This window comes from Leisingera sp. JC11, from assembly GCF_040704725.1.
Taxonomy (GTDB): domain Bacteria; phylum Pseudomonadota; class Alphaproteobacteria; order Rhodobacterales; family Rhodobacteraceae; genus Leisingera.
Genome location: NZ_JBFCVS010000010.1, coordinates 23,476 through 42,697 on the forward strand (window position 1 = coordinate 23,476; position 19,222 = coordinate 42,697).

17 protein-coding genes are annotated in these 19,222 nt (G+C 63.2%); 7 read left to right on the top strand and 10 right to left on the bottom strand.

Translation table 11 applies throughout. The features are described 5' to 3' along the window. Positions 1-14: 14 nt before the first annotated feature. On the bottom strand, positions 15-1,832 hold the full coding sequence (locus AB1A62_RS12510; RefSeq protein ID WP_366661930.1) for an extracellular solute-binding protein: 1,818 nt from the start codon (positions 1,830-1,832) through the stop codon (positions 15-17). Positions 1,833-2,159: 327 nt separating this feature from the next. On the opposite strand from AB1A62_RS12510, the gene AB1A62_RS12515 reads away from it, so the two are divergent. After that, positions 2,160-2,933, top strand: a complete 774-nt coding sequence (locus tag AB1A62_RS12515; protein WP_366661805.1) for a 3-hydroxybutyrate dehydrogenase — start codon at positions 2,160-2,162, stop codon at positions 2,931-2,933. A gap of 102 nt (positions 2,934-3,035) precedes the next feature. Further along, complete coding sequence (locus AB1A62_RS12520) at positions 3,036-4,064, top strand: patatin-like phospholipase family protein (RefSeq protein WP_366661806.1); 1,029 nt, start codon at positions 3,036-3,038, stop codon at positions 4,062-4,064. Position 4,065: 1 nt separating this feature from the next. Here AB1A62_RS12520 and AB1A62_RS12525 read toward each other — a convergent pair whose 3' ends face one another. The 4 genes from AB1A62_RS12525 to AB1A62_RS12540 all read right to left on the bottom strand — a co-directional run bounded on the left by AB1A62_RS12525 (position 4,066) and on the right by AB1A62_RS12540 (position 7,532). After that, positions 4,066-4,782 carry a DUF502 domain-containing protein gene (locus AB1A62_RS12525; RefSeq protein WP_366661807.1) on the bottom strand — a complete coding sequence of 239 codons (717 nt, stop codon included), beginning with the start codon at positions 4,780-4,782 and terminating at the stop codon, positions 4,066-4,068. Between the two features lie 79 nt (positions 4,783-4,861). Then, positions 4,862-5,776: a pseudouridine-5'-phosphate glycosidase gene (locus AB1A62_RS12530; protein WP_366661808.1), complete on the bottom strand. Its 915-nt coding sequence runs from the start codon at positions 5,774-5,776 to the stop codon at positions 4,862-4,864. Next, positions 5,773-6,681: a PfkB family carbohydrate kinase gene (locus AB1A62_RS12535; protein ID WP_366661809.1), complete on the bottom strand. Its 909-nt coding sequence runs from the start codon at positions 6,679-6,681 to the stop codon at positions 5,773-5,775. The genes AB1A62_RS12530 and AB1A62_RS12535 overlap by 4 nt, the downstream gene beginning before the upstream one ends. A 41-nt stretch (positions 6,682-6,722) precedes the next feature. Next, positions 6,723-7,532 (bottom strand): DUF4198 domain-containing protein, encoded by an 810-nt coding sequence (locus tag AB1A62_RS12540; protein WP_366661810.1) that lies wholly within the window; start codon positions 7,530-7,532, stop codon positions 6,723-6,725. On the opposite strand from AB1A62_RS12540, the gene AB1A62_RS12545 reads away from it, so the two are divergent. Then, positions 7,531-8,682 carry a HupE/UreJ family protein gene (locus AB1A62_RS12545; RefSeq protein WP_366661811.1) on the top strand — a complete coding sequence of 384 codons (1,152 nt, stop codon included), beginning with the start codon at positions 7,531-7,533 and terminating at the stop codon, positions 8,680-8,682. The genes AB1A62_RS12540 and AB1A62_RS12545 overlap by 2 nt on opposite strands. Before the next feature lie 12 nt (positions 8,683-8,694). Here the strand turns inward: AB1A62_RS12545 and AB1A62_RS12550 are convergent, their stop codons facing one another. After that, entirely contained in the window at positions 8,695-9,327 is a 633-nt protein-coding gene (locus AB1A62_RS12550; protein WP_174147030.1) for a thiamine phosphate synthase, read from the bottom strand. A 166-nt stretch (positions 9,328-9,493) separates the two neighbouring features. Here AB1A62_RS12550 and AB1A62_RS12555 point away from each other — a divergent pair, with 166 nt between their 5' ends. The 3 genes from AB1A62_RS12555 to AB1A62_RS12565 are packed head-to-tail and all read left to right on the top strand — an operon-like array spanning position 9,494 to position 12,925. Next, on the top strand, positions 9,494-10,246 hold the full coding sequence (locus AB1A62_RS12555) for an RNA methyltransferase (protein WP_366661812.1): 753 nt from the start codon (positions 9,494-9,496) through the stop codon (positions 10,244-10,246). A 60-nt stretch (positions 10,247-10,306) separates the two neighbouring features. Further along, a complete protein-coding gene (ctaA, locus tag AB1A62_RS12560) occupies positions 10,307-11,452 on the top strand; it encodes a heme A synthase (RefSeq protein ID WP_366661813.1) in 1,146 nt (381 codons plus the stop codon). 3 nt (positions 11,453-11,455) lie between these two features. Then, a complete protein-coding gene (locus AB1A62_RS12565) occupies positions 11,456-12,925 on the top strand; it encodes a carboxypeptidase M32 (protein ID WP_366661814.1) in 1,470 nt (489 codons plus the stop codon). 194 nt (positions 12,926-13,119) lie between these two features. Here AB1A62_RS12565 and AB1A62_RS12570 read toward each other — a convergent pair whose 3' ends face one another. Continuing rightward, a complete protein-coding gene (locus AB1A62_RS12570) occupies positions 13,120-13,245 on the bottom strand; it encodes a DUF6614 family protein (protein ID WP_366661815.1) in 126 nt (41 codons plus the stop codon). A gap of 129 nt (positions 13,246-13,374) precedes the next feature. Further along, positions 13,375-16,083: a DNA gyrase subunit A gene (gene gyrA, locus AB1A62_RS12575; RefSeq protein WP_366661816.1), complete on the bottom strand. Its 2,709-nt coding sequence runs from the start codon at positions 16,081-16,083 to the stop codon at positions 13,375-13,377. 224 nt (positions 16,084-16,307) lie between these two features. On the opposite strand from gyrA, the gene AB1A62_RS12580 reads away from it, so the two are divergent. Then, a complete protein-coding gene (locus AB1A62_RS12580; RefSeq protein WP_065267285.1) occupies positions 16,308-16,577 on the top strand; it encodes an usg protein in 270 nt (89 codons plus the stop codon). A gap of 6 nt (positions 16,578-16,583) precedes the next feature. Here AB1A62_RS12580 and AB1A62_RS12585 read toward each other — a convergent pair whose 3' ends face one another. Both AB1A62_RS12585 and AB1A62_RS12590 read right to left on the bottom strand, forming a co-directional pair. After that, on the bottom strand, positions 16,584-18,080 hold the full coding sequence (locus AB1A62_RS12585; protein ID WP_366661817.1) for a caspase family protein: 1,497 nt from the start codon (positions 18,078-18,080) through the stop codon (positions 16,584-16,586). Positions 18,081-18,226: 146 nt separating this feature from the next. Further along, entirely contained in the window at positions 18,227-19,180 is a 954-nt protein-coding gene (locus AB1A62_RS12590) for a radical SAM protein (protein WP_366661818.1), read from the bottom strand. Positions 19,181-19,222 lie beyond the last annotated feature (42 nt).

A 19,222-nucleotide genomic window follows, 5' to 3' on the forward strand; every position in this document is an offset into this window, starting at 1 on the left:
GCTGCCCGGTCAGGTCAGTCTGCCTGATACCACCAGACGTCCGGCATGAACTCGGTCCGGTCGCCGTAAATCGGCAGCCTGTCCGGAAAGCGCATTTCCTTGATGTGGGCGATGCGGCCGGTGTCGAAGCTCCAGAACGGAATGACATAGCGCCCGGCGGTTAGCACCCGGTCCAGCGCCCGCACCGCGGCGGTGAAATCCTCCGGCTCCGTTGCCGTCAGCATCGCGTCTATCATCGCCTCCGCTGCCGGGCTGTCCATGCCCATCAGGTTGCGGCTGCCGGGCTGATCCACACCTTCGCTGCCCCAGTAGTAACGCTGCTCGTTGCCGGGGCTCAGCGACAGTTCCCGGCGGAAGCGGGTGAGGTCGAAGTCATAGGCGTTTTCCCGTTCGGCGTATTGGGCGTTGTCCACGGTCTCGGCGGTCAGGGTGACGCCCAGCCGCTCCAGCGCGCGGGCGTAGATCTCTGTGACGGTCTTCATCTCGCCATCGCCCTGCCGGATCAGAACATTCAGCGCCAGCGCGGTGCCATCCGCATTGCGCAGAACGCCGTCGGTGACGGTCCAGCCGGCCTCTTCCAGCAGCTTCATCGCCTTGCGCAGGTTGCCCCGGTTGCGCTTGCTGCCGTCGCCCTGGGGCAGGGTGTAGCCCTCCAGCGTGCCGGGCAGCAGGGAGTCCGAAAACGGGTCCAGCAGCGCGCGGACCTTGCCCTCCGCCGCGCCGGGCTGCATGCCCAGCACCGACCCGGAGAAATAGGAGATGATCCGCTGCTGGGTGCCGCCAGTCACCGTGCCGTTGATGTATTCGAAGTTGAAGGCCAACAGCAGCGCCTCGCGCACCCGCCAGTCATCCAGCGGTGCGCGGCGGGTGTTCATCACCAGACCGGTCATGCCGGAGGGGCGCTGGTGCGGGATCTCGCTTTTGACCACATCGCCGCGTGTGATCGCGGGGAAATTGTAGGCGCTGTCCCATTTGTCTGCATTGAACTCGCGCACCGCGCTCAGCTCCCCGGCCTTGAACGCCTCGAACAGCACGGTTTCATCGCCGAAGAAATCGATGCGCAGCTCGTCGAAGTTCTGGGTGCCGCGCCGCAGGGGCAGGTCCTTGCCCCAATAGGCCGGGTTGCGGGTGAGCGTGACAAAGCGGCCTGGCTCATAGGCGCTGACCACATAGGCGCCGGTGCCAATGGGGGCACCTTCGACCTCGTCGCTGCCGAACGCCTTGCCCTCCCATTGCGCCTTCTTGAGGATCGGGCGCAGCCCGGCGATCAGCGCCAGCTCGCGGTCCTCCACATTGAAGGTCAGGCGGATGCTGCGCGGGCCGGTTTGTTCGATCTTCTCCACCTTGGTCCAGAACCCGCGGTAGCGCGGGTGGCCCTTGGTGCCCAAGGTCTCGTAAGACCAGATCACATCCTCGACGGTCACCGGGCTGCCGTCAGAGAATCGGGCCGCCTCCCGCAGGGTGAATTTGACCCAGGAGCGGTCCTTTGGCACCTCAATCGATTCGGCCAGAAGACCGTAAAGGGTGAAGGGTTCGTCCCAGGACCGGCCCATCAGACTCTCGTATCCCCAGAACCTCAGCTGCCAGGGAGTGGTCCCCTTTAGGGTGAACGGATTGAGGCTGTCAAAACCTCCGGTGTTGCCGAACACAACCTTGCCGCCCTTCGGAGCATCCGGGTTCGCATAGGGTAAAGACACAAAATCCGGTGGCAGTGCAGGGGCGCCGTACATAGCTATGCCATGGGCCGATTCTGCCTGCGCGAAATTCGCGGCAAATGCCAGGGTGATTCCAGCCAGCGCCGTTTGAAGAGTCCGGAAATTTTCTATTCGCAGTTTCACAACAATCCCGCTCTGCCCTTATTTTCTTGCTTCCGCACGCTACGTGCGCTTTTTCGTCTTTTCAAACTTTTAGCTTGGACGAAAGCCGGAAATTGCTTATAAAGGGGTCACTGCTCGATAGGTTTCTTGCCTGTATGAAACCTGCCTCAATAACTAACGCCCGCCTCGTGCGGGCGTTTTTTTGTGCCCGGTTCTCTGCCTTTTCACCTGATGAATTTGCCGGGATTGGGCTATGGCGGCATCCGTAGTCTTACGCGTTTCTTTTGCATCTGCAGCATGGCACAGTGGCGGCAGTTTCAGTCAGCCATGAGGTAGGAAGCGATGACCTTGCAAGGAAAGACCGCCGTTATCACCGGATCGAATTCAGGCATCGGCCTGGGGGTCGCGCGCGAACTGGCACGGGCAGGAGCCAATGTCGTCCTGAACTCCTTCACCGACCGGGAGGAGGATCACGCGCTGGCAGCTGAACTCGCCCGTGAGTTCAGCGTCAAGGCCCAGTACGTTCAGGCCGATATGTCCAAGGGCGCGGACTGCCGCGCGCTGATCGAAAAGGCCGGGGCCTGCGATATCCTGATCAACAACGCGGGCATTCAGCATGTGTCGCCGATCGACGAGTTTCCCCAGGAAAAATGGGATGCGATCATCGCCATCAACATGAACTCGAATTTCCACACAATGGCGGCAGCGCTTCCCAAAATGCGCGCGGCCGGCTGGGGCCGGATCGTGAATATTGCGTCAGCGCACGGGCTGACCGCCTCGCCTTACAAGGCGGCTTATGTGGCGGCCAAGCACGGGGTGGTGGGCATGACCAAGACGGTGGCGCTGGAAACCGCGGAAGAGCCGATCACCTGCAATGCGATCTGCCCCGGCTATGTGCTGACACCGCTGGTCGAGGCGCAGATCCCCGACACCATGGAGAAGTACAACATGGGCCGGGAAGAGGTGATCAAGAAGGTGATGCTGGAACGCCAGCCGAGCCGCGAGTTTGCCACGGTGGAGCAGCTGGGCGGCACCGCGGCGTTCCTGTGCTCTGACGCTGCGGCGCAGATCACTGGCACAACCATCAGCGTCGATGGCGGCTGGACCGCATTGTAAACGACTGACGATAGGGCGGGAGGGGGCCAGCCCCCTCTTGCTCCCTGAGGGGGCAATTCACCCCCGGAGTATTTTCACAAAGGTGAAATAGGCAGGTGGATCTTGGCGGTGCAGATTAATCTGGCTTTGCAGGGCGGCGGCGCGCACGGGGCGTTCACCTGGGGTGTGCTCGACCGGCTGCTGGAAGAGGAGGGGATCGAGGTTGCGGGCATCACCGGAACCTCTGCCGGGGCGCTGAACGGGGCCGCGTTCAAGTCCGGCATGGTGCAGGGCGGGCGCGCAGGCGCCAAAGCAGCGCTGGACGGGCTGTGGGCGCGGATGGGCGCCGTGGGCGATATGCGCTTCAATCACTGGCTGACGCGGTTTGATGCGGTGGCTTGGGCTGGCGCACTGGATGCGGCAATGCCGTTTTCGCCGCTGGAGAGCCTCAGCCAGGTGATCTCCCCCTATCACTACGGTCCGTTCTACAAGAACCCGCTGCGCGAGGTGGTGGAGCAGTTCAATTTTGCAGAGGTCTGTGCCGGTGAAGGCCCGGAGCTGTTCATCTGCGCAACCTGCGTCCGCACCGGCAAGATCCGCATCTTCGAGGGGGAAGAGATCAGCACTGATGCGGTTCTGGCCTCTGCCTGCCTGCCGGACCTGTTTCAGGCGGTTGAGATCGAGGATCCGGAAACCGGCCGCATTGAGGCCTATTGGGACGGCGGCTATACCGGCAACCCGGCGCTGTTCCCCTTGTTCCGGGATCCGCTGCCGGGGGATGTGGTGATCGTGAACATCAACCCGCTGGAGCGCGACGAAATCCCCAAGACGCCGCAGCAGATCCGCAACCGGGTGAATGAGATCAGCTTCAACTCCTCGCTGCTGCGGGAGCTGCGGGCCATCAATTTCGTGCAGCGCCTGCTGGCGGACGGCACCCTGAAGCCCGGCCGGATGAAACAAGTGCGGGTTCACATGATTGCCGATGACGCCCTTATGACGCAGCTGTCGGTCACCACCAAGCTGATCCCAGTGCCGCAGATCCTGGCACGGCTGAAACAGGCGGGACGGGATGCGGCGGAGGCATTCCTTGTGCGGGACCGGAAAAACCTCGGCGTGCGCTCCTCAGCTGATCTGCCTGCGATGTTCGGTTAGGTCAGACGCTTTCCTTTTCGAGCGCTTTGGGCTTCTTGCCGTTCTGCACCGGCTTGGTGGGGTCCTTGGGATTGGGGTAAACGAGTCCCGCTGAGATCACCAGCTTGGCCGAGTCTTCCACCGACATCTCCAGCTCGATCACGTCCTCCTCCGGCACGAACAGCAGAAAGCCGGATGTGGGGTTTGGTGTGGTCGGAAGGAAAACACTGACAAGCCCGCCGCTGGTTTCGGCCCGCTTGGCAATTTCGCCCTTGGCATTGGTGGAGATGAAACCGATTGCCCAGATTCCCTTGCGCGGGTATTGCACCAGGCAGGCCTTTTCAAAGCTGCGCTCGGATTGGGCAAAGACGGTCTCTGAGATCTGCTTGATACCGGAATAGACCGTGCGCACCACCGGCATCCGCTCCACCAGGCTTTCGGCGAAACTGATCAGAGAGCGGCCAATCAGGCCTTTGGCGATCCAGCCGACGACAATGGTGAACAGCAGGAAGATAATCAGCCCGACACCGCGCAGGTTGATGCCGATGTACTGTTCGGGCCGGAAGGTATGGGGCACCAGCGGCAGCACCACGCTGTCGATCCAGCCCATCACCGACCACAACAGCCAGATGGTCAGGCCCACCGGGGCAATCACTACGATGCCGGTAAGGAAAGAGGCGCGCAGGCTGGCAAACAGGCCGCGGCGGCGGTGGGGTTCTTCGTCGAATGGCGTGGTCATAGATCGGTTTTCCAGGAATTCCGCTGGAACCTAGGCACTGTTTTGGGGCGGAGCAATGGTTTCCGCCCCAAAAATCAACTCATTGTGCGAGATTGTTGAGTTCCTGTGCGATCTTTGCCGCGAGCCGGGCATTGTTGCGCACCAGCGCGATGTTCGCGGTGAGCGAGCGGCCTTCTGTCAGCTCGAAAATCCGGGCAAGCAGGAAGGGCGTCACGTCCTTGCTGGCGATGCCCTGGGCGTCGGCTTCGGACTGGGCCTGGGCGATCACCGGGGCCAGTTCCTCGGCCGCGATCTGGGCGTCTGCCGGGATCGGGTTGGCAACCAGTTGGCCGCCGGGCAGCCCCATCGCCTGGCGGGTGGCATGAGCGCGGGCGATCTGGACCGGTTCGTCCATGCGCAGCGGTGCCTTCAGCTCCGACTGGGCCGACCAGAACGCGGGGAAGCTGTCCTGCCCATAGGCAATCACCGGCACGCCCTGGGTTTCCAGCACTTCCAGCGTCTTGGGCAGGTCGAGGATCGCCTTCGCGCCCGCGGCCACAACGGTGACCGGGGTCTGCGCCAGCTCCATCAGGTCGGCGGAGATGTCGAAAGAGGTCTCAGCGCCCTTGTGGACACCGCCGATGCCGCCGGTGGCAAAAACGGAAATCCCTGCCAGCCGCGCGGCGATCATCGTCGCTGCCACAGTGGTCGCGCCGGTGCCGCCGGTGGCGATGCAGGCGGGCATGTCGGCGCGGGAGATCTTGGCGACCCCCTTGGCCTGTCCCAGCGCTTGCAGCTGATCGGGTTCCAGCCCCACATGCAGCACGCCGTCGATCACCGCCATTGTGGCCGGCACGGCGCCGGCATCGCGGATGTCCTGCTCTACCTGTGCAGCGACTTCGACATTCTGCGGGTAGGGCATGCCGTGGGTGATGATGGTGCTTTCCAGCGCAACGATGGCCTGTCCTGCGGCCTTGGCGGCCTGGACCTCGGAGGAATACTGAATCTCGATCAAAGCGGGGGTTCTCCTGAAACATAGGTTGCCGCAGCCTTGAGGGCTGAGGCCAATGCGGTCTTGCGGTCTTCGCCCCGTGCCTCGGCAACGATATGGGCGGCCATGAAGGTATCGCCTGCGCCGGTCACCCGGGCGACGGTCACGCGGGGCGGGTGCAGGGTGATGGTGCCCTGGGCATCGGCCACGGTGGCAGAGGAGCCGCCATCGGTGACCAGCACCCGCGCGGCGCCGCGGTCCAGCATCGCCTGGGCGGCGGTTTCGCTGTCGGTGAACTCCCCCTGGCACAGGATGCCGGCCTCTTCCAGGTTCACATACAGCGTGCCGCGGGTGCGGGTCAGGAACGGGCGAAGCCGTTCCGCCTTGCCCGGCGAGGCAGGCGCGACGCGCAGGTCGGCCTTGGCAAAGGCCGGGCTGGCGACGATGTCGTCCAGCAGCGACAAGGTCAGGTTGCCGTCCAGCGCCACCTGGCCTGCGTAAGGCGCGGCCTCGGTGCCCAGCGAGCCGTCGGACAGCGGCCGCAGGATCTTGTCGCCCGCGGCCTCCAGCGAATGGGCGTCGGCAATGGCGGCAATCAGCCCGTTGGCGCCTTCCACTGCCATGTAGCGGTCGGTGGGCAGATCCTCGGAGCGGTAGATGTGATCGGTGATCAGGCCGAAGTGGCCGCACGCATGGATCAGCTCGTCGCCTTCGGGATCGCGGCCAACCGCGGTCAGAAGCGCTGGTGTCATGCCAAAGCGTGACAGGGTCATGGCGATGTTCATCGCAACGCCGCCGGGCAGGCGGGTGATGCGCCCGGGCATGTCGGAGCCGCGCTGCATTTCGCTGGTGCAGCGGCCGATGATGTCCCAAAGGACCGACCCGATGCACAGGATGGCGGGTGTCTGAGAGTTAGGGGCTTGTGTCATATTGACCTATTGCCGCCTTTGGCAGGCCTCTGCAAGCGGCTTCACCGGGGTGGCACGGCGAATGTCAGGGCAGCCCAAAGGCTTTCCCAAACGTAATCTTTGCTGTCCGGGGCAGGGCGCAGGACCACGGCGTCCAGCAGGTAGCTGTTCCCCGGAGCTACGCTGACAACAGTCTCACCCTTGGCATCCGTCAGCTGGGTGCTGATGGTTACTGCGCCATCCGGGGCTTTGGCAAAGACTTCAACCTGCGCCTCTGGCCGGGGAGAGCCCTGATAGAGCAAACGGATCGGAAGCCCTGCTGTCATGTCATCGGTATAGGGATTGGCCAAAGCGATAATCTCTGTCTCCAGCCCAGTGGAGAGATCCGCGCCGCTGCCATCGCCAATTGCCACCAGCGCCTTGGCGTAACGTGTGTATTGCTCGGCAAAGCCTGCATCCGGCAGGCCGCGTGCCTGATGCGCTTCAGGAACCCCGGCAAACCCTTTGTGATCGACAAAAGCCTGAAACTCCTCCCAGCTGTCATAGGTCAGGGTCTGCGGCCGGGTCTGATGGATCAGCACTGCCAGCCCGTCCTGTATCGTGTCCCCGGCAAAGGCAGGCATATCCCCCATCCGGCCAAGATAGGGAGAGGCCGCTTCCCCCTGCATCACCTCGAACCGGGCGATCCGGTGATCCAGATAGGGCTGCTCGGCACCTTTGAATTCCTGCCCGTTGCGCAGCCTTGCCACCACCGCTCCTCCGGATTCCACTTGATATTTCTCCGGCTCGATCCAAAACTCGTGGGATAATAGCGGTGCGGCCCCAAGGGTCAGCCCGGCACAGAGAATTGAGCAGAACAGGCGGTAGTGCATGAAGGGGTCCTTGGCTGTCAGGCGTGGTATGACTTGGCTGCGGGCACTATTTGCGCTGCTGTTCTGTGTGGTGGCAATAGGGGGGGCAAGTGTCCGCGCGCATGAGGTCACCCCGGCCATCGCTGATTTCACCGTCACTGACCGGCAGCTCACCCTGAAACTGCGGCTGAACATCGAAGCCTTTGTTGCGGGCATCAATCTGGACGGGCTGTCGGATACCAACCAGACTCCGCAGGCGGCAGACTATGACGAGCTGCGCGCCTTGGAAGCGCAGGAGCTGGAGCCGATGGTGACGCTCTTTGCGGAGGAGTGGCTGGAGACGTTCAGAGTCCAGGCCGGCGGCCCGGTTGTGCTGGTTGTCACAAGGATCACTATCCCCGACGTAGGTGATGCAAGCCTCCCGCGGGCCTCGTTCCTGGAACTGACCGGAGATGTTCCCGCCGGAACTGGCAGTCTGCGCATAACCTGGCCCGCGGGCTCCGGCGGGGTGGTGCTGCGGCAGAACGGGGTGGAGGAGCCCTATACCGGCTACCTGCAAGGCGGGGAGACCTCGCCGCCAATCCCGCTGCGGGGAGGTGCAGCCAAGGCGCCGGTTGAGGCTTTCATGGAGTACATCCCTGTCGGCTTCACCCACATCCTGCCCAAAGGGCTGGATCACATCCTGTTTGTGCTGGGGCTGTTCTTCCTCAGTCCGCGGGTGAAACCTCTGCTCTTGCAGGTGAGCCTGTTCACCGTCGCCCATACCATCACCCTGGCGCTGGGGGCGCTGGGCATGGTCGATGTGTACCCGGCCATCGTCGAGCCGCTGATTGCGCTGTCGATTGTCTTTGTTGCGGTGGAAAACATCTTTGCCCGCAAACTGCACGCATGGCGGAGTTTTGTCATCTTCGGCTTCGGCCTGCTGCACGGCCTGGGCTTTGCTACTGTGCTGGGGGAATTCGGTCTGCCGCCCAGCCAGTTCCTGCCCGCACTGATCGGTTTCAACGTCGGGGTGGAACTGGGGCAGCTGGCGGTGATTGCCGCGGCCTATCTGGGCGTGCGGCTTTGGTTCGGGCGGCACCCGAAATACCGCGGCCGGGTGGCAATCCCGGCCTCAGTCACCATTGCGATGATCGGCAGCTACTGGTTTGTGGAGCGGGTGTTCCTGTGACCGTGGGACGGGTCAGCCCATCGCCCGCATCAGCACCTTGAGCGCCGCTAGCGGGTCTTCTGCGTGCCAGATTTCATCGCCGATGCCAAAGAAGTCGGTAAAGGGCGCAATGCCGCGCACCAGATCCTCGGTCAGCCCGCCCTCGGCCACAACCGGAACCTCGATCATCTGCGACCACCACTGGAACAGATCGGCCTCCGCCTGCGCGCCGTCGCCCAGGCCGGAGGTGCCGACCGGGCCAAAGCTCACGTAATCCGCTCCCGCCTCGCCGGCCACCATGCCGTCATGCTGCGAGGCACCGCAGAAGCAGCCGACAATGGCATCCGGCCCCAGCGCCTTGCGCGCGGTGCGGATGGATTTCGATGCATCGGTCAGATGGACGCCGTCCAGGCCCAGCCGTTCCGCCAGGATCTGATGATCGGAGATCACCAGCGCCACGTCGCGGGCCATGGTCACTTCGCGCAGCGCATCACCCGCGCGGCTCAGCGTGTCCTGATCGCGGCTGAACAGGTCCAGGCGCACGCAGGCGACGTCGACCTCATCCAGCACCCGCGCCAGCTGAGCGGGGAATTTGCCCAGCTCGAAACTCGGCGGGGAGATCAGATAGATCTGCGGCTGCTCCGGTGCGTCAGAGGGGCTTCCCATGGCGGTGCTCCATTGTTCAGGCGGTTTGACGGTGTTTAGCCGATTTCCGGCAGGACGCAAGGATTTGCGGCGGTGAAGCCCCGGTAAATGCAGCCCAAACCCGCGCTGGACCTTGCCCCGCCGCCGCGCGGGCAGTACAGCAGTGCCGATTTTGCCGGAGAACACGATGCCCACCGATACGCCCCAGCCCGCCTTCGTCCTTGTCCGCCCGCAGATGGGCGAGAATATCGGCGCCGCCGCGCGGGCGATGTGGAACTTTGGCCTGGACCGGATGCGCATCGTGGCGCCACGCGACGGATGGCCGAACCCCAAGGCGGTGGCGATGTCCTCGGGCGCGGGGCGTCTGCTGGACGAGGCGCAGATCTGCGCCGATGTGCCTGAGGCGCTGGGCGACTGCACCTATGTGTTTGCCACCACTGCCCGCCAGCGCGGCCTGACCAAGCCGGTCTACAGCCCCGAACGCGCCATGCAGATCGCGGCAGAGAAGATCGCAGCGGGCGAAAAGGTCGCGGTGATGTTCGGCCCCGAACGTGCGGGCCTTGAGAATGAGGATATCGCCAAGGCGAACGCCATCATCTCGGTGCCGGTGAACCCGCTTTATGCCTCTCTCAATCTCGGCCAATGCGTGCTGCTGACGGGCTATGAATGGATGCGCCAGTCCGGCGACGTGCTGCATGAAACCACCGATCTGGGCCGCAAGGGCGACTGGGCCACCGGTGTCGAGGTCGAGAAACTGGTGGAGCATTACGAGGACCGGCTGGACGAAGCAGGCTTCTTCTTCCCGCCGGAAAAGGCCGAAGGCATGAAGACCAACCTGCGCAACCTGTGGTCCCGGATGCGGATGACCCGCTCTGACGTGCAGATGCTGCACGGGATCATGCGCCAGATGGTCCGCTGGAAAGAGCGCGGCGGCGAGTAAGCCGCTCTGGACCTTTAGATTACCCGCCCCTAGCTTGGCACCACAGACAAAGAGGCAAGCATGAGCAAGCGCAGCATTTTCGAAGAGGTCGAGGGCGAGAAGAAGGACGCGCCAGCGGCGCAGCCGGGGCTGATCGACCGCGGCCGCGGCGGCGCCCGCAAGGCGATCCGCGCCTGGCTGATGGTGCTGTTTGCGCTGGTGGTGGCGATGATCGTGGTGGGCGGGCTGACCCGACTGACCGACAGCGGGTTGTCGATCACCGAATGGCGCCCCGTGACCGGGGCGATCCCGCCGATGTCCGAGGCGGAATGGCAGGCAGAGTTCGACAAGTACAAGCAGATCGACCAGTGGCGCATCCAGAACCAGTGGATGGAACTGTCTGATTTCAAAGAAATCTACTGGTGGGAATGGGGGCACCGCCAGCTGGGCCGTTTCATCGGCGTGGTCTGGGCGCTCGGTTTCCTGGGTTTCCTGATCGCACGTAAGATCCCGGCGGGCTGGACTGGCCGGCTGCTGCTGCCCGGCGTTCTGGGCGGGGTACAGGGCGCCATCGGCTGGTGGATGGTGGCATCCGGCGTCACCCAGGGCGAGGGGATGACTGCGGTGGCCTCTTACCGGCTGGCGGTGCATCTGGGACTGGCCTTTGTGATCCTTGGCTTCATCGCCTGGTATGTGCTGATGCTGGGCCGCGAGGAACGCGAGCTGATGCAGGCGCGCCGCGCCAAAGAGGCCAAGCTGTTCAGCTTGTCCACCGGCCTGATGCATTTCGCCTTCCTGCAGATCCTGCTGGGGGCGCTGGTGGCGGGCATCGACGCAGGACGCTCTTATACCGACTGGCCGCTGATGGGCGGGCAGGTGATCCCGCCGAACCCCTTCATGCTCGAGCCGGTCTGGAAGAACTTCTTTGAAAACCCCGGCCTGGTGCAGTTCATCCACCGGGTGGCGGGCTACCTGCTGTTTGCCTTCGCCGTGGTGGCCTGGCTGCGCGGCCGCGGTTCTGCCCATGCGCGCACCCGCTTTGCCTTTAACGCTGTCTTTGCGGCGCTCTCCGTGCAGGTGCTGCTGGGGATCGTGACCGTGGTTTACGCCGCGCCGCTGCACGCGGCGATCACGCACCAGCTGGTGGCAATCGGCGTCTGGGTGCTGATCCTGCGCGCGCGCTTTCTGTCGGCCTATCCCATTGCAACCTCGATCAAGGACCACTGACCCATGAGCGCATTTGACGAACTGATGGCCTTCCAGCGCGAAACCCAGGCGCTGGGGCAGATTGCGGGCCGTCTGGGCTGGGACCAGGAAACCATGATGCCGCGCGGGGCGGCGCCGCAGAGAGGCGAGGAAATGGCCGCGATGGAGGCGGTGCTGCACGCCCGCCGAAGTGATCCGCGGGTGGCGGAGTGGCTGGAGCAGGCGGTTGCCCCGAATGAAGCGGGTGAAGCCCAGCTGCGGGAAATCCGCCGCAGCTATGAACGCACCGTCAAGGTGCCCGCCGATCTGGCCAAGAAAATCGCCCAGGTGACATCCGAGGCGCAGGGCCAATGGGCCGCCGCGCGGGCGGATGAGGATGTGGCAGCCTTCCTGCCGGTGCTGGAGGAAGTGGTTTCCCTGAAGCGCCAGGAGGGCCAGGCGCTGGCCGCTGGCGGCGACGTCTATGACGCCATGGTCGAGGACTATGAGCACGGCATGACCGGGGAGGCTATCGCAGAAATCTTCGACGCCATGCGCCCCGGACTGGTGGAACTGCGCGCCAAGGTGCTGGAGAAACCCGCGCCGAAGGGGCTGACCGGCAGTTTCGACGAAGCCGCGCAGATGAAGCTGACCCGCAAGCTCGCCAAGCAATTCGGCTATGACATGTCCCATGGCCGGGTCGACAAGGCGGTGCATCCGTTCTGTTCCGGCGCGGGGCTGGATGTGCGGATCACCACGCGGACCAGCGAGACAGACCCGTTCAACTGCTTCTATTCCACTATCCATGAGGTGGGCCACGCGGCCTATGAGCAGAACATCAGCCGCGATTACCTGCTGACCCCGCTGGGCAGCGGCGTGTCGATGGGGGTGCATGAAAGCCAGAGCCGGATCTATGAAAACCAGATCGGCCGCAGCCGCGCCTTTACCGGCTGGCTGTTTCAGGAGATGAAAGACGCCTTTGGCGACTTTGGTGTTGCGGATGCGGACGCCTTCTATGCCGCCGTGAACGCGGTGCATAAGGGCTATATCCGGACGGAAGCGGATGAGCTGCAATACAATCTCCATATCATGATGCGGTTCGGCCTGGAGCGCGCGCTGATGAGCGGCGATTTGGCGGTGAAGGATCTGGAAGCGGCCTGGAACGACCGGTTCGAAGCGGATTTCGGTTATGCCGTCGACAAACCGTCGAACGGCTGTTTGCAGGACGTTCACTGGTCGGTGGGCCTGTTCGGCTACTTCCCGACCTACACCTTGGGCAATGTCTATGCCGGCTGCCTGTACCAGGCGCTGCGCCGGGATGTTCCGGGGCTGGATACGCAGCTGGCAGAGGGCGACACCAACGGCGCAACCGCCTGGCTGAAAGAAAACCTGCAGCAGCACGGCGGCTTGCGCAGCCCGCGCGATACCATTGTGCATGCGTCCGGCATGGAGCCCGGCCACGCGCCGCTGTTGGCTTATCTCGAAGAGAAGTTCAGCCTGCTCTACGATCTCTGAATCGGCATCGCGGCACGGCTAAGGCCTTCTGGCGGCGCCGGAAATTCCGCTGCCCCGGAAATGCCGCATTTTAATGGTATTCTCGGAGTCTCATGGGGGTGTGAGTAAGAGAGTAATCCGATGCATACAGCCGTAGCCTATCTGATCTTTGCCAGCTTTGTTCTGGGAACCACCCTGACCTGAGGCGTCAGCCGTCAGATCAGCGCCATCCGCTCCGCCCGTTCCGGAACCAGGAAGGGACGGTAGAGGCCGATGTCGGCCGTGGCGATTAACGCCTTGGCCTCGTGATGCAGGTCGATGGAGCAGTGGAACAAGTTCATTGGGGCGTTCCCTTCATGAGAAATCAGAACTTGCCCGTAAGAATAGCTAACATCCGTTAGGGGGCCGTTAACAATGCGAACGCCGCCCCGGCAACGGGACGGCGTTCAATGTTTTCAATGGGATGGAGCTTATTCCTCGCCGCCGTCCTCGTCCTCGCCGTTTTCGGCGATCCAGGCGACGGAGACCACTTCCTCTCCCTTGCCGGTGTTGAACACCCGCACGCCGCCGGCCGAGCGCGAGCGGAAGGAGATGCCATCGACCGGTACCCGGATCGACTGGCCCTTGGAGGTGGCCAGCATGATCTGATCGTCCAGCTCAACCGGGAAGGAGGCGACGATCTCGCCGCCGCGCATCGCCTTATCCATCGCTGTCACGCCCATGCCGCCGCGGCCGCGCACCGGGTAGTCGTGCGAGGACGAAAGCTTGCCGGAACCGCCCGCGGTGATGGTCAGGATCAGGTTCTCCGCTGCCGACATCTCTGCATAGAGTTCGGTCGAGAAGTTCGGATCCTCCGGCGCCTCCTCGTCCGAGGCCTCGGCATCGTCGGTCAGGCCGGCCATTGCCCGGCGCATCTTGAGGTAGGCGGTGCGCTGCTCCGGCGTGTATTTGGAGTGGCGGATCACCGACATTGAGACAACATCGTCCTCGCCGGTCAGCTTGATGCCGCGGACACCGGTGGATTCGCGCGAGTTGAACACTCGCACGTCGGTGGAGCGGAAGCGGATGGCGCGGCCCGAATTGGTGAACAGCATCACGTCGTCGTCTTCCGAGCAGATGCGCACGTTCACCAGTTTGACGGAGCCGTCCTCCGGCAGTTTCATCGCGATCTTGCCGTTGCGGCGGACGTTGGTGAAGTCCGACAGACGGTTGCGGCGCACGTCGCCGCCGGAGGTCGCAAAGACCACCTGCAGATTTTCCCATTCCTCGTCCGGCACATCGACCGGCATGATGGCGGCGATGGAAACCCCGGTCGGGATCGGCAGGATGTTGACGATTGCCTTGCCCTTGGAGGTGCGGCCGCCCTGCGGCAGGCGCCAGGTCTTGAGCTTGTAGACCATGCCATCGGTGGTGAAGAACAACAGCTGCGTATGGGTGTTGGCAACGAAGAGGGTGGTGATCACATCCTCTTCCTTGGTCTGCATGCCCGAGACGCCCTTGCCGCCGCGCTTCTGGGCGCGGAAGTCGGCCAGCGGCGTGCGCTTGATGTAGCCGCCGGAGGTCACGGTCACCACCATGTCCTCGCGCTCGATCAGGTCCTCGTCCTCCATGTCGCCGGACCAGTCGACGATCTCGGTGCGGCGCGGCACGGCGAAGTTGTCGCGCACTTCGCGCAGCTCGTCGCCGATGATGCCCATGATGCGTTCGCGCGAGGACAGAATCTCAAGGTATTCCTTGATCTTGCGGGCCAGTTCTTCCAGCTCGTCGGTGACCTCTTTCACGCCGATCTGGGTCAGGCGCTGCAGGCGCAGCTCCAGGATGGCGCGGGCCTGGGTTTCGGACAGGTTATAGGTCCCGTCGTCGTTCATCGTGTGGGTCGGGTCGTCGATCAGGCGGATGTAATCCGCGATGTCGGCGGCCGGCCAGCGGCGGGTCATCAGCTTCTCGCGCGCCTCGGCAGCATCAGCAGAGGAGCGGATGGTGGCGACGATTTCATCGACATTGGAGACGGCAACGGCCAGGCCGCAGAGGATATGGCTGCGTTCGCGGGCCTTGCGCAGCTCGTAAGCTGTGCGGCGGGCGACCACGTCCTCGCGGAAATCGATGAAGGAGGTCAGGAACTTGCGCAGTGTCAGCTGCTCAGGCCGACCGCCGTTCAGCGCCAGCATGTTGCAGCCGAAGGAGGTCTGCATCGGGGTGAAGCGGAACAGCTGGTTCAGCACCACCTCGGGCGTGGCGTCGCGTTTCAGCTCGACCACCACACGCACGCCGTTGCGGTCGGATTCGTCCTGCACGTGGGCCACGCCCTCGATCCGCTTTTCGCGGACCTGCTCCGCGATCTTTTCGATCATCGCGGCCTTGTTCACCTGATAGGGAATCTCATCCACGACAATGGCATAGCGGTCCTTGCGGATCTCCTCGACGCGGGTTTTCGAGCGGATGATCACGCTGCCGCGGCCCTCGAGATAGGCCTTGCGGGCGCCGGAGCGGCCCAGCATCACGCCGCCGGTCGGGAAGTCGGGGCCGGGGATGTAGTCAATCAGCTGTTCGCTGGTCAGATCCGGGTCTTCGATCAGTGCCAATGTGGCATCGACCACTTCACCCAAGTTATGCGGCGGGATGTTGGTGGCCATGCCGACCGCAATACCGCCGGCGCCGTTGACCAGCATGTTCGGGAAACGGGCCGGGAGCACGGTCGGCTCGCGGTCCTTGCCGTCGTAGTTGTCCTGGAAATCAACGGTTTCTTTCTCGATATCCGCCAGGATCGCCGCGGCGGGCTTGTCCATGCGGACCTCGGTATAGCGCATGGCCGCCGGGTTATCGCCGTCCATCGAGCCGAAGTTGCCCTGGCCGTCCAAGAGCGGCAGCGACATCGAGAAATCCTGCGCCATCCGCACCAGCGCGTCATAGATCGCGCTGTCGCCGTGCGGGTGGTATTTACCCATCACGTCGCCCACGGGACGCGCAGACTTGCGGTAGGCCTTGTCATGGGTGTTGCCGGATTCGTGCATCGCATAAAGAATGCGGCGGTGAACCGGCTTCAGACCGTCCCGCAGGTCCGGAATTGCACGGCTGACGATGACCGACATCGCATAGTCGAGATACGAGTTGCGCATCTCGGTTTCGATGGAAACGGTCGGCCCGTCATAAGCCGGGCGTTCCGGCAGGTTTTCGTCCATGTTTTCAGGAGTTTCCGGCGTATCGCTCACGTTGGCTGCCCGCTCTTTCTTCTGGGTCTATATATTGTGTTCGCACCCTATCAGAGACCGTATATGGGGCGCAAGCACACAGCCCCTGAAAGCCGGACTCCAGCCGTTCACGCATCGGTAACGCACTGTTTTTGAGGAAATTAACCAATTGCACCCTAGCATCAGAAGGAGGGGGTAAGAATTGGAGGCTAGAGATGGAGACCAGCGAAACCGAGCTGATGCTCAAGGGATACGGGCTGACCACGGCGGAATTCACCTATCACATGCCGGATCATATCCATGTTCTGAACACGTTTGTCTGGCAGCAGTACGACCTGGCGCCGGACCACCCGCGGCTGTTTGAGTTCATCGAATTCTGGCAGCGCGAGATCGAGGGGCCGCTGCATTCGGTGCGGTTCAATCACCGCAAGATGATCGGCCCGGGCGAGTGGCGCAATGTGGTCGGAGAATTCCAGATCCATTAGGGCGGGTCAGCGCCAGGCATAGACCGCGCAGCCGGTGGAGCCGCTGGCGGTGAAGCTTCGGCCGTCCGCAGCCAGGCGGCCGCGCCAGGTGACGGTGATGCCGGGGAAGTAATCCGTGCCGCTGATCTGCTGGCCGTTCAGGTAGACCTCCGAATTGGCGTTCTGGCCGAGTGAATCGCTGAGCCGCCCGTGGTACTTGCTGCCGCCTGCATGCGTGTAATGGACATTCCCCGTGACCTTGATCACCAGGGCGCAGGTTGCCTTGTACTTCCAGGCCCCCGCTAGTGAAAAAGGTGCCGCTACCGCTGAGGTCGCCGGAGTTGGGGCGGCGGCGGGTTTGGACGCAGTTTTGCAGATTTTCCCGGACTTCCGGCGCAGTTCCTCCAGCGCGTGGGCTGTGCCCAGATCGTCGGCGCCAAGGTCTGTGTCCGCAGCCGCAAGGTAAGCCGCAAAGGCGCTGCGGGTTCTTGGCCCGGCAATCCCGTCCGGGCGGCCAGCCTGGCAGCCGATATCGTTCAGCGCCGCCTGTGTCTCACGCATCACCTCTCTTGAGTCCGGTATGACCGGAACCTCAGAGGGGCCTGGCATCTGTTGTAAAGGCGCCTGCGGCAGGGACTGCGCCGTTTCGAGGTTTTGCCTCAGTTGCAGCGCCACCGTGTAGGTGTATTCATCCTGCCGGCCGGAGTAGCGCTCCAGAAAGCTGTCGAGAGCTTGGGGAGTGCCGATAGAGCGGGCGAGTTCGAAGTCAGTCTGCATTGTGCCGGCAAGCGCTTGTGCAGGTTCCGATGGCGCGGCGGCTTGCGTGAAATAGAACTCTCCCAGCATTTCATCATAATAGGCAGGCACCTGGCTGTGCTGGACAGTCAGGGCCAGATCGCGCACCTCGCGCCGCAGGCCAGCAACCAGCGTGCGCAGCTCCAGCCCCGGTTCGGACAGCAGCGGCAGCAGGGCGCGGGTAAAGACGGAGTTTTCAGCCGTGTCTTCTTCGTTCAGCCGGTCCAGCGCCAGCTGGCCCGCCCCGGCAGAGAAAATCACGAAGGTGCCCTGCGGTGCCGCAATCCGGCCCAGCCCGCGGGTGGTGCCGATGCTGCGGCCCTCGACCAGCTTGAACGGGTTGTTGCGGCAAGCATCGATGATCACCACGGCGGAACGGGCGCCGGTCTTACGGACACGGTCCAGAAGATCCGACAGCGCAATGGACTCGGATTTCACAAATTCGCTGCCACCGGCGCTGGGGGCGGCAATATCCGTCGGCAGCAGGTAGTTCTCGCCGTCAATCTCCACTCCGTGCCCGGCAAAGAAAACAAAAGCCGCGTCACCCGGTTCCAGCCGGGCGGTGAATTCGGAGATTTTCCGGTTCAGGCCGCGGCGGTCCTGATCCAGCGCCGTGGTGACGGTGAAGCCCAGCTCATTCAGTTTGGTGCCGATGGATTGCGCGTCGGCGCGTGCCTTGGCCAGCACCGGGACGTCGGAATAGCTGTTGTTGCCGATGACCAGCGCCATCCGGTTCTGCGCGGCGCTGGAGAGGGGAAGAAGGCACAAAAACAAAGCAAACAGGAAACGCATTGGACAACACCGGACAGGGATTATTTCCCATGGTGCCATCCCGCCGGGATCAGGTCAAAGCTGCTGTGCTTCCGGGTTAGCGCTTAGGCCGAACAGCTGGCGCCGCCCAGAACGCAGAATTTCGCGCAATGGGGGTGGTTCAGCTGAACCGGGCGCTCCGCCTCGGCCAGGGTTGCGCCCATTTCGAACTCGGGCGCATAGGGCAGCAGGGTGCAGGCCAGCACGGCGGGTGTGTCTGCGCCTTTGCGTTTCACAACCATGCGTGAGGACGCGCACATCACGCTGTCCGGGGACTTGTTCAGGATTCCCCAGCAAGCGGTTGTGATTTCAGGCACTTCCACACTTTCGTCCATTTCCGGGAACAGCACGGTCTGGCCCGGGTTCTGCGCGTCGATGGCAAAGCCGTGTCCGGCAAACAGCTCGGCATAGCCGGCCCGGGCCTCAGCTTCGCTCTCCCCCCAGACGGTGCGGCCTGCGACGGCCATGCGGAAGCCGTTATCGCGCAGCCACTCCATGCCTTCGATGGTTTTCGCAAAACTGCCCGCGCCGCGCTCCTTGTCGTGCAGCGCCTCGCTGTAGTGGTCGACTGAGATCCGCAGTGTCAGCTTGTCCCCGAACTCCTCCTGAAGGGCCAGCAAGCCCGCCTTGACCGTCTTGCGCATCATCGGGCGCATGGCGTTGGTGAGGATCAGCACCTCGAACCCGCGCTCCAGAGCGGCGCGGGTCATTGGGATCATGTCCGGGTTCATGAACGGCTCGCCGCCGGTGAAACCGATTTCCCGCACCGGCCAGTTGCGATCTGCGATCTGGTCCAGGTAACTCTTCACTTCGGCTGTGGTCAGATAGACCAGTGCGTCGTTGGTTGGGGAACTCAGAATGTAGCAGTTGCTGCATTCGATATTGCACAGGGTGCCGGTATTGAACCAAAGGGTCTCCGGATGGCTGAGCGGCACAGAGGCGCGCTGCTGACCGTCTGCCGTCACAAAGGCGTCTTGGAATTTGCCTATGTTCGCGGCAGATTTTTGCAGGTCTTTCATGCGGATGTCCTTTGGGGCAGTGCCTTTCGCCGGAAGCTACCT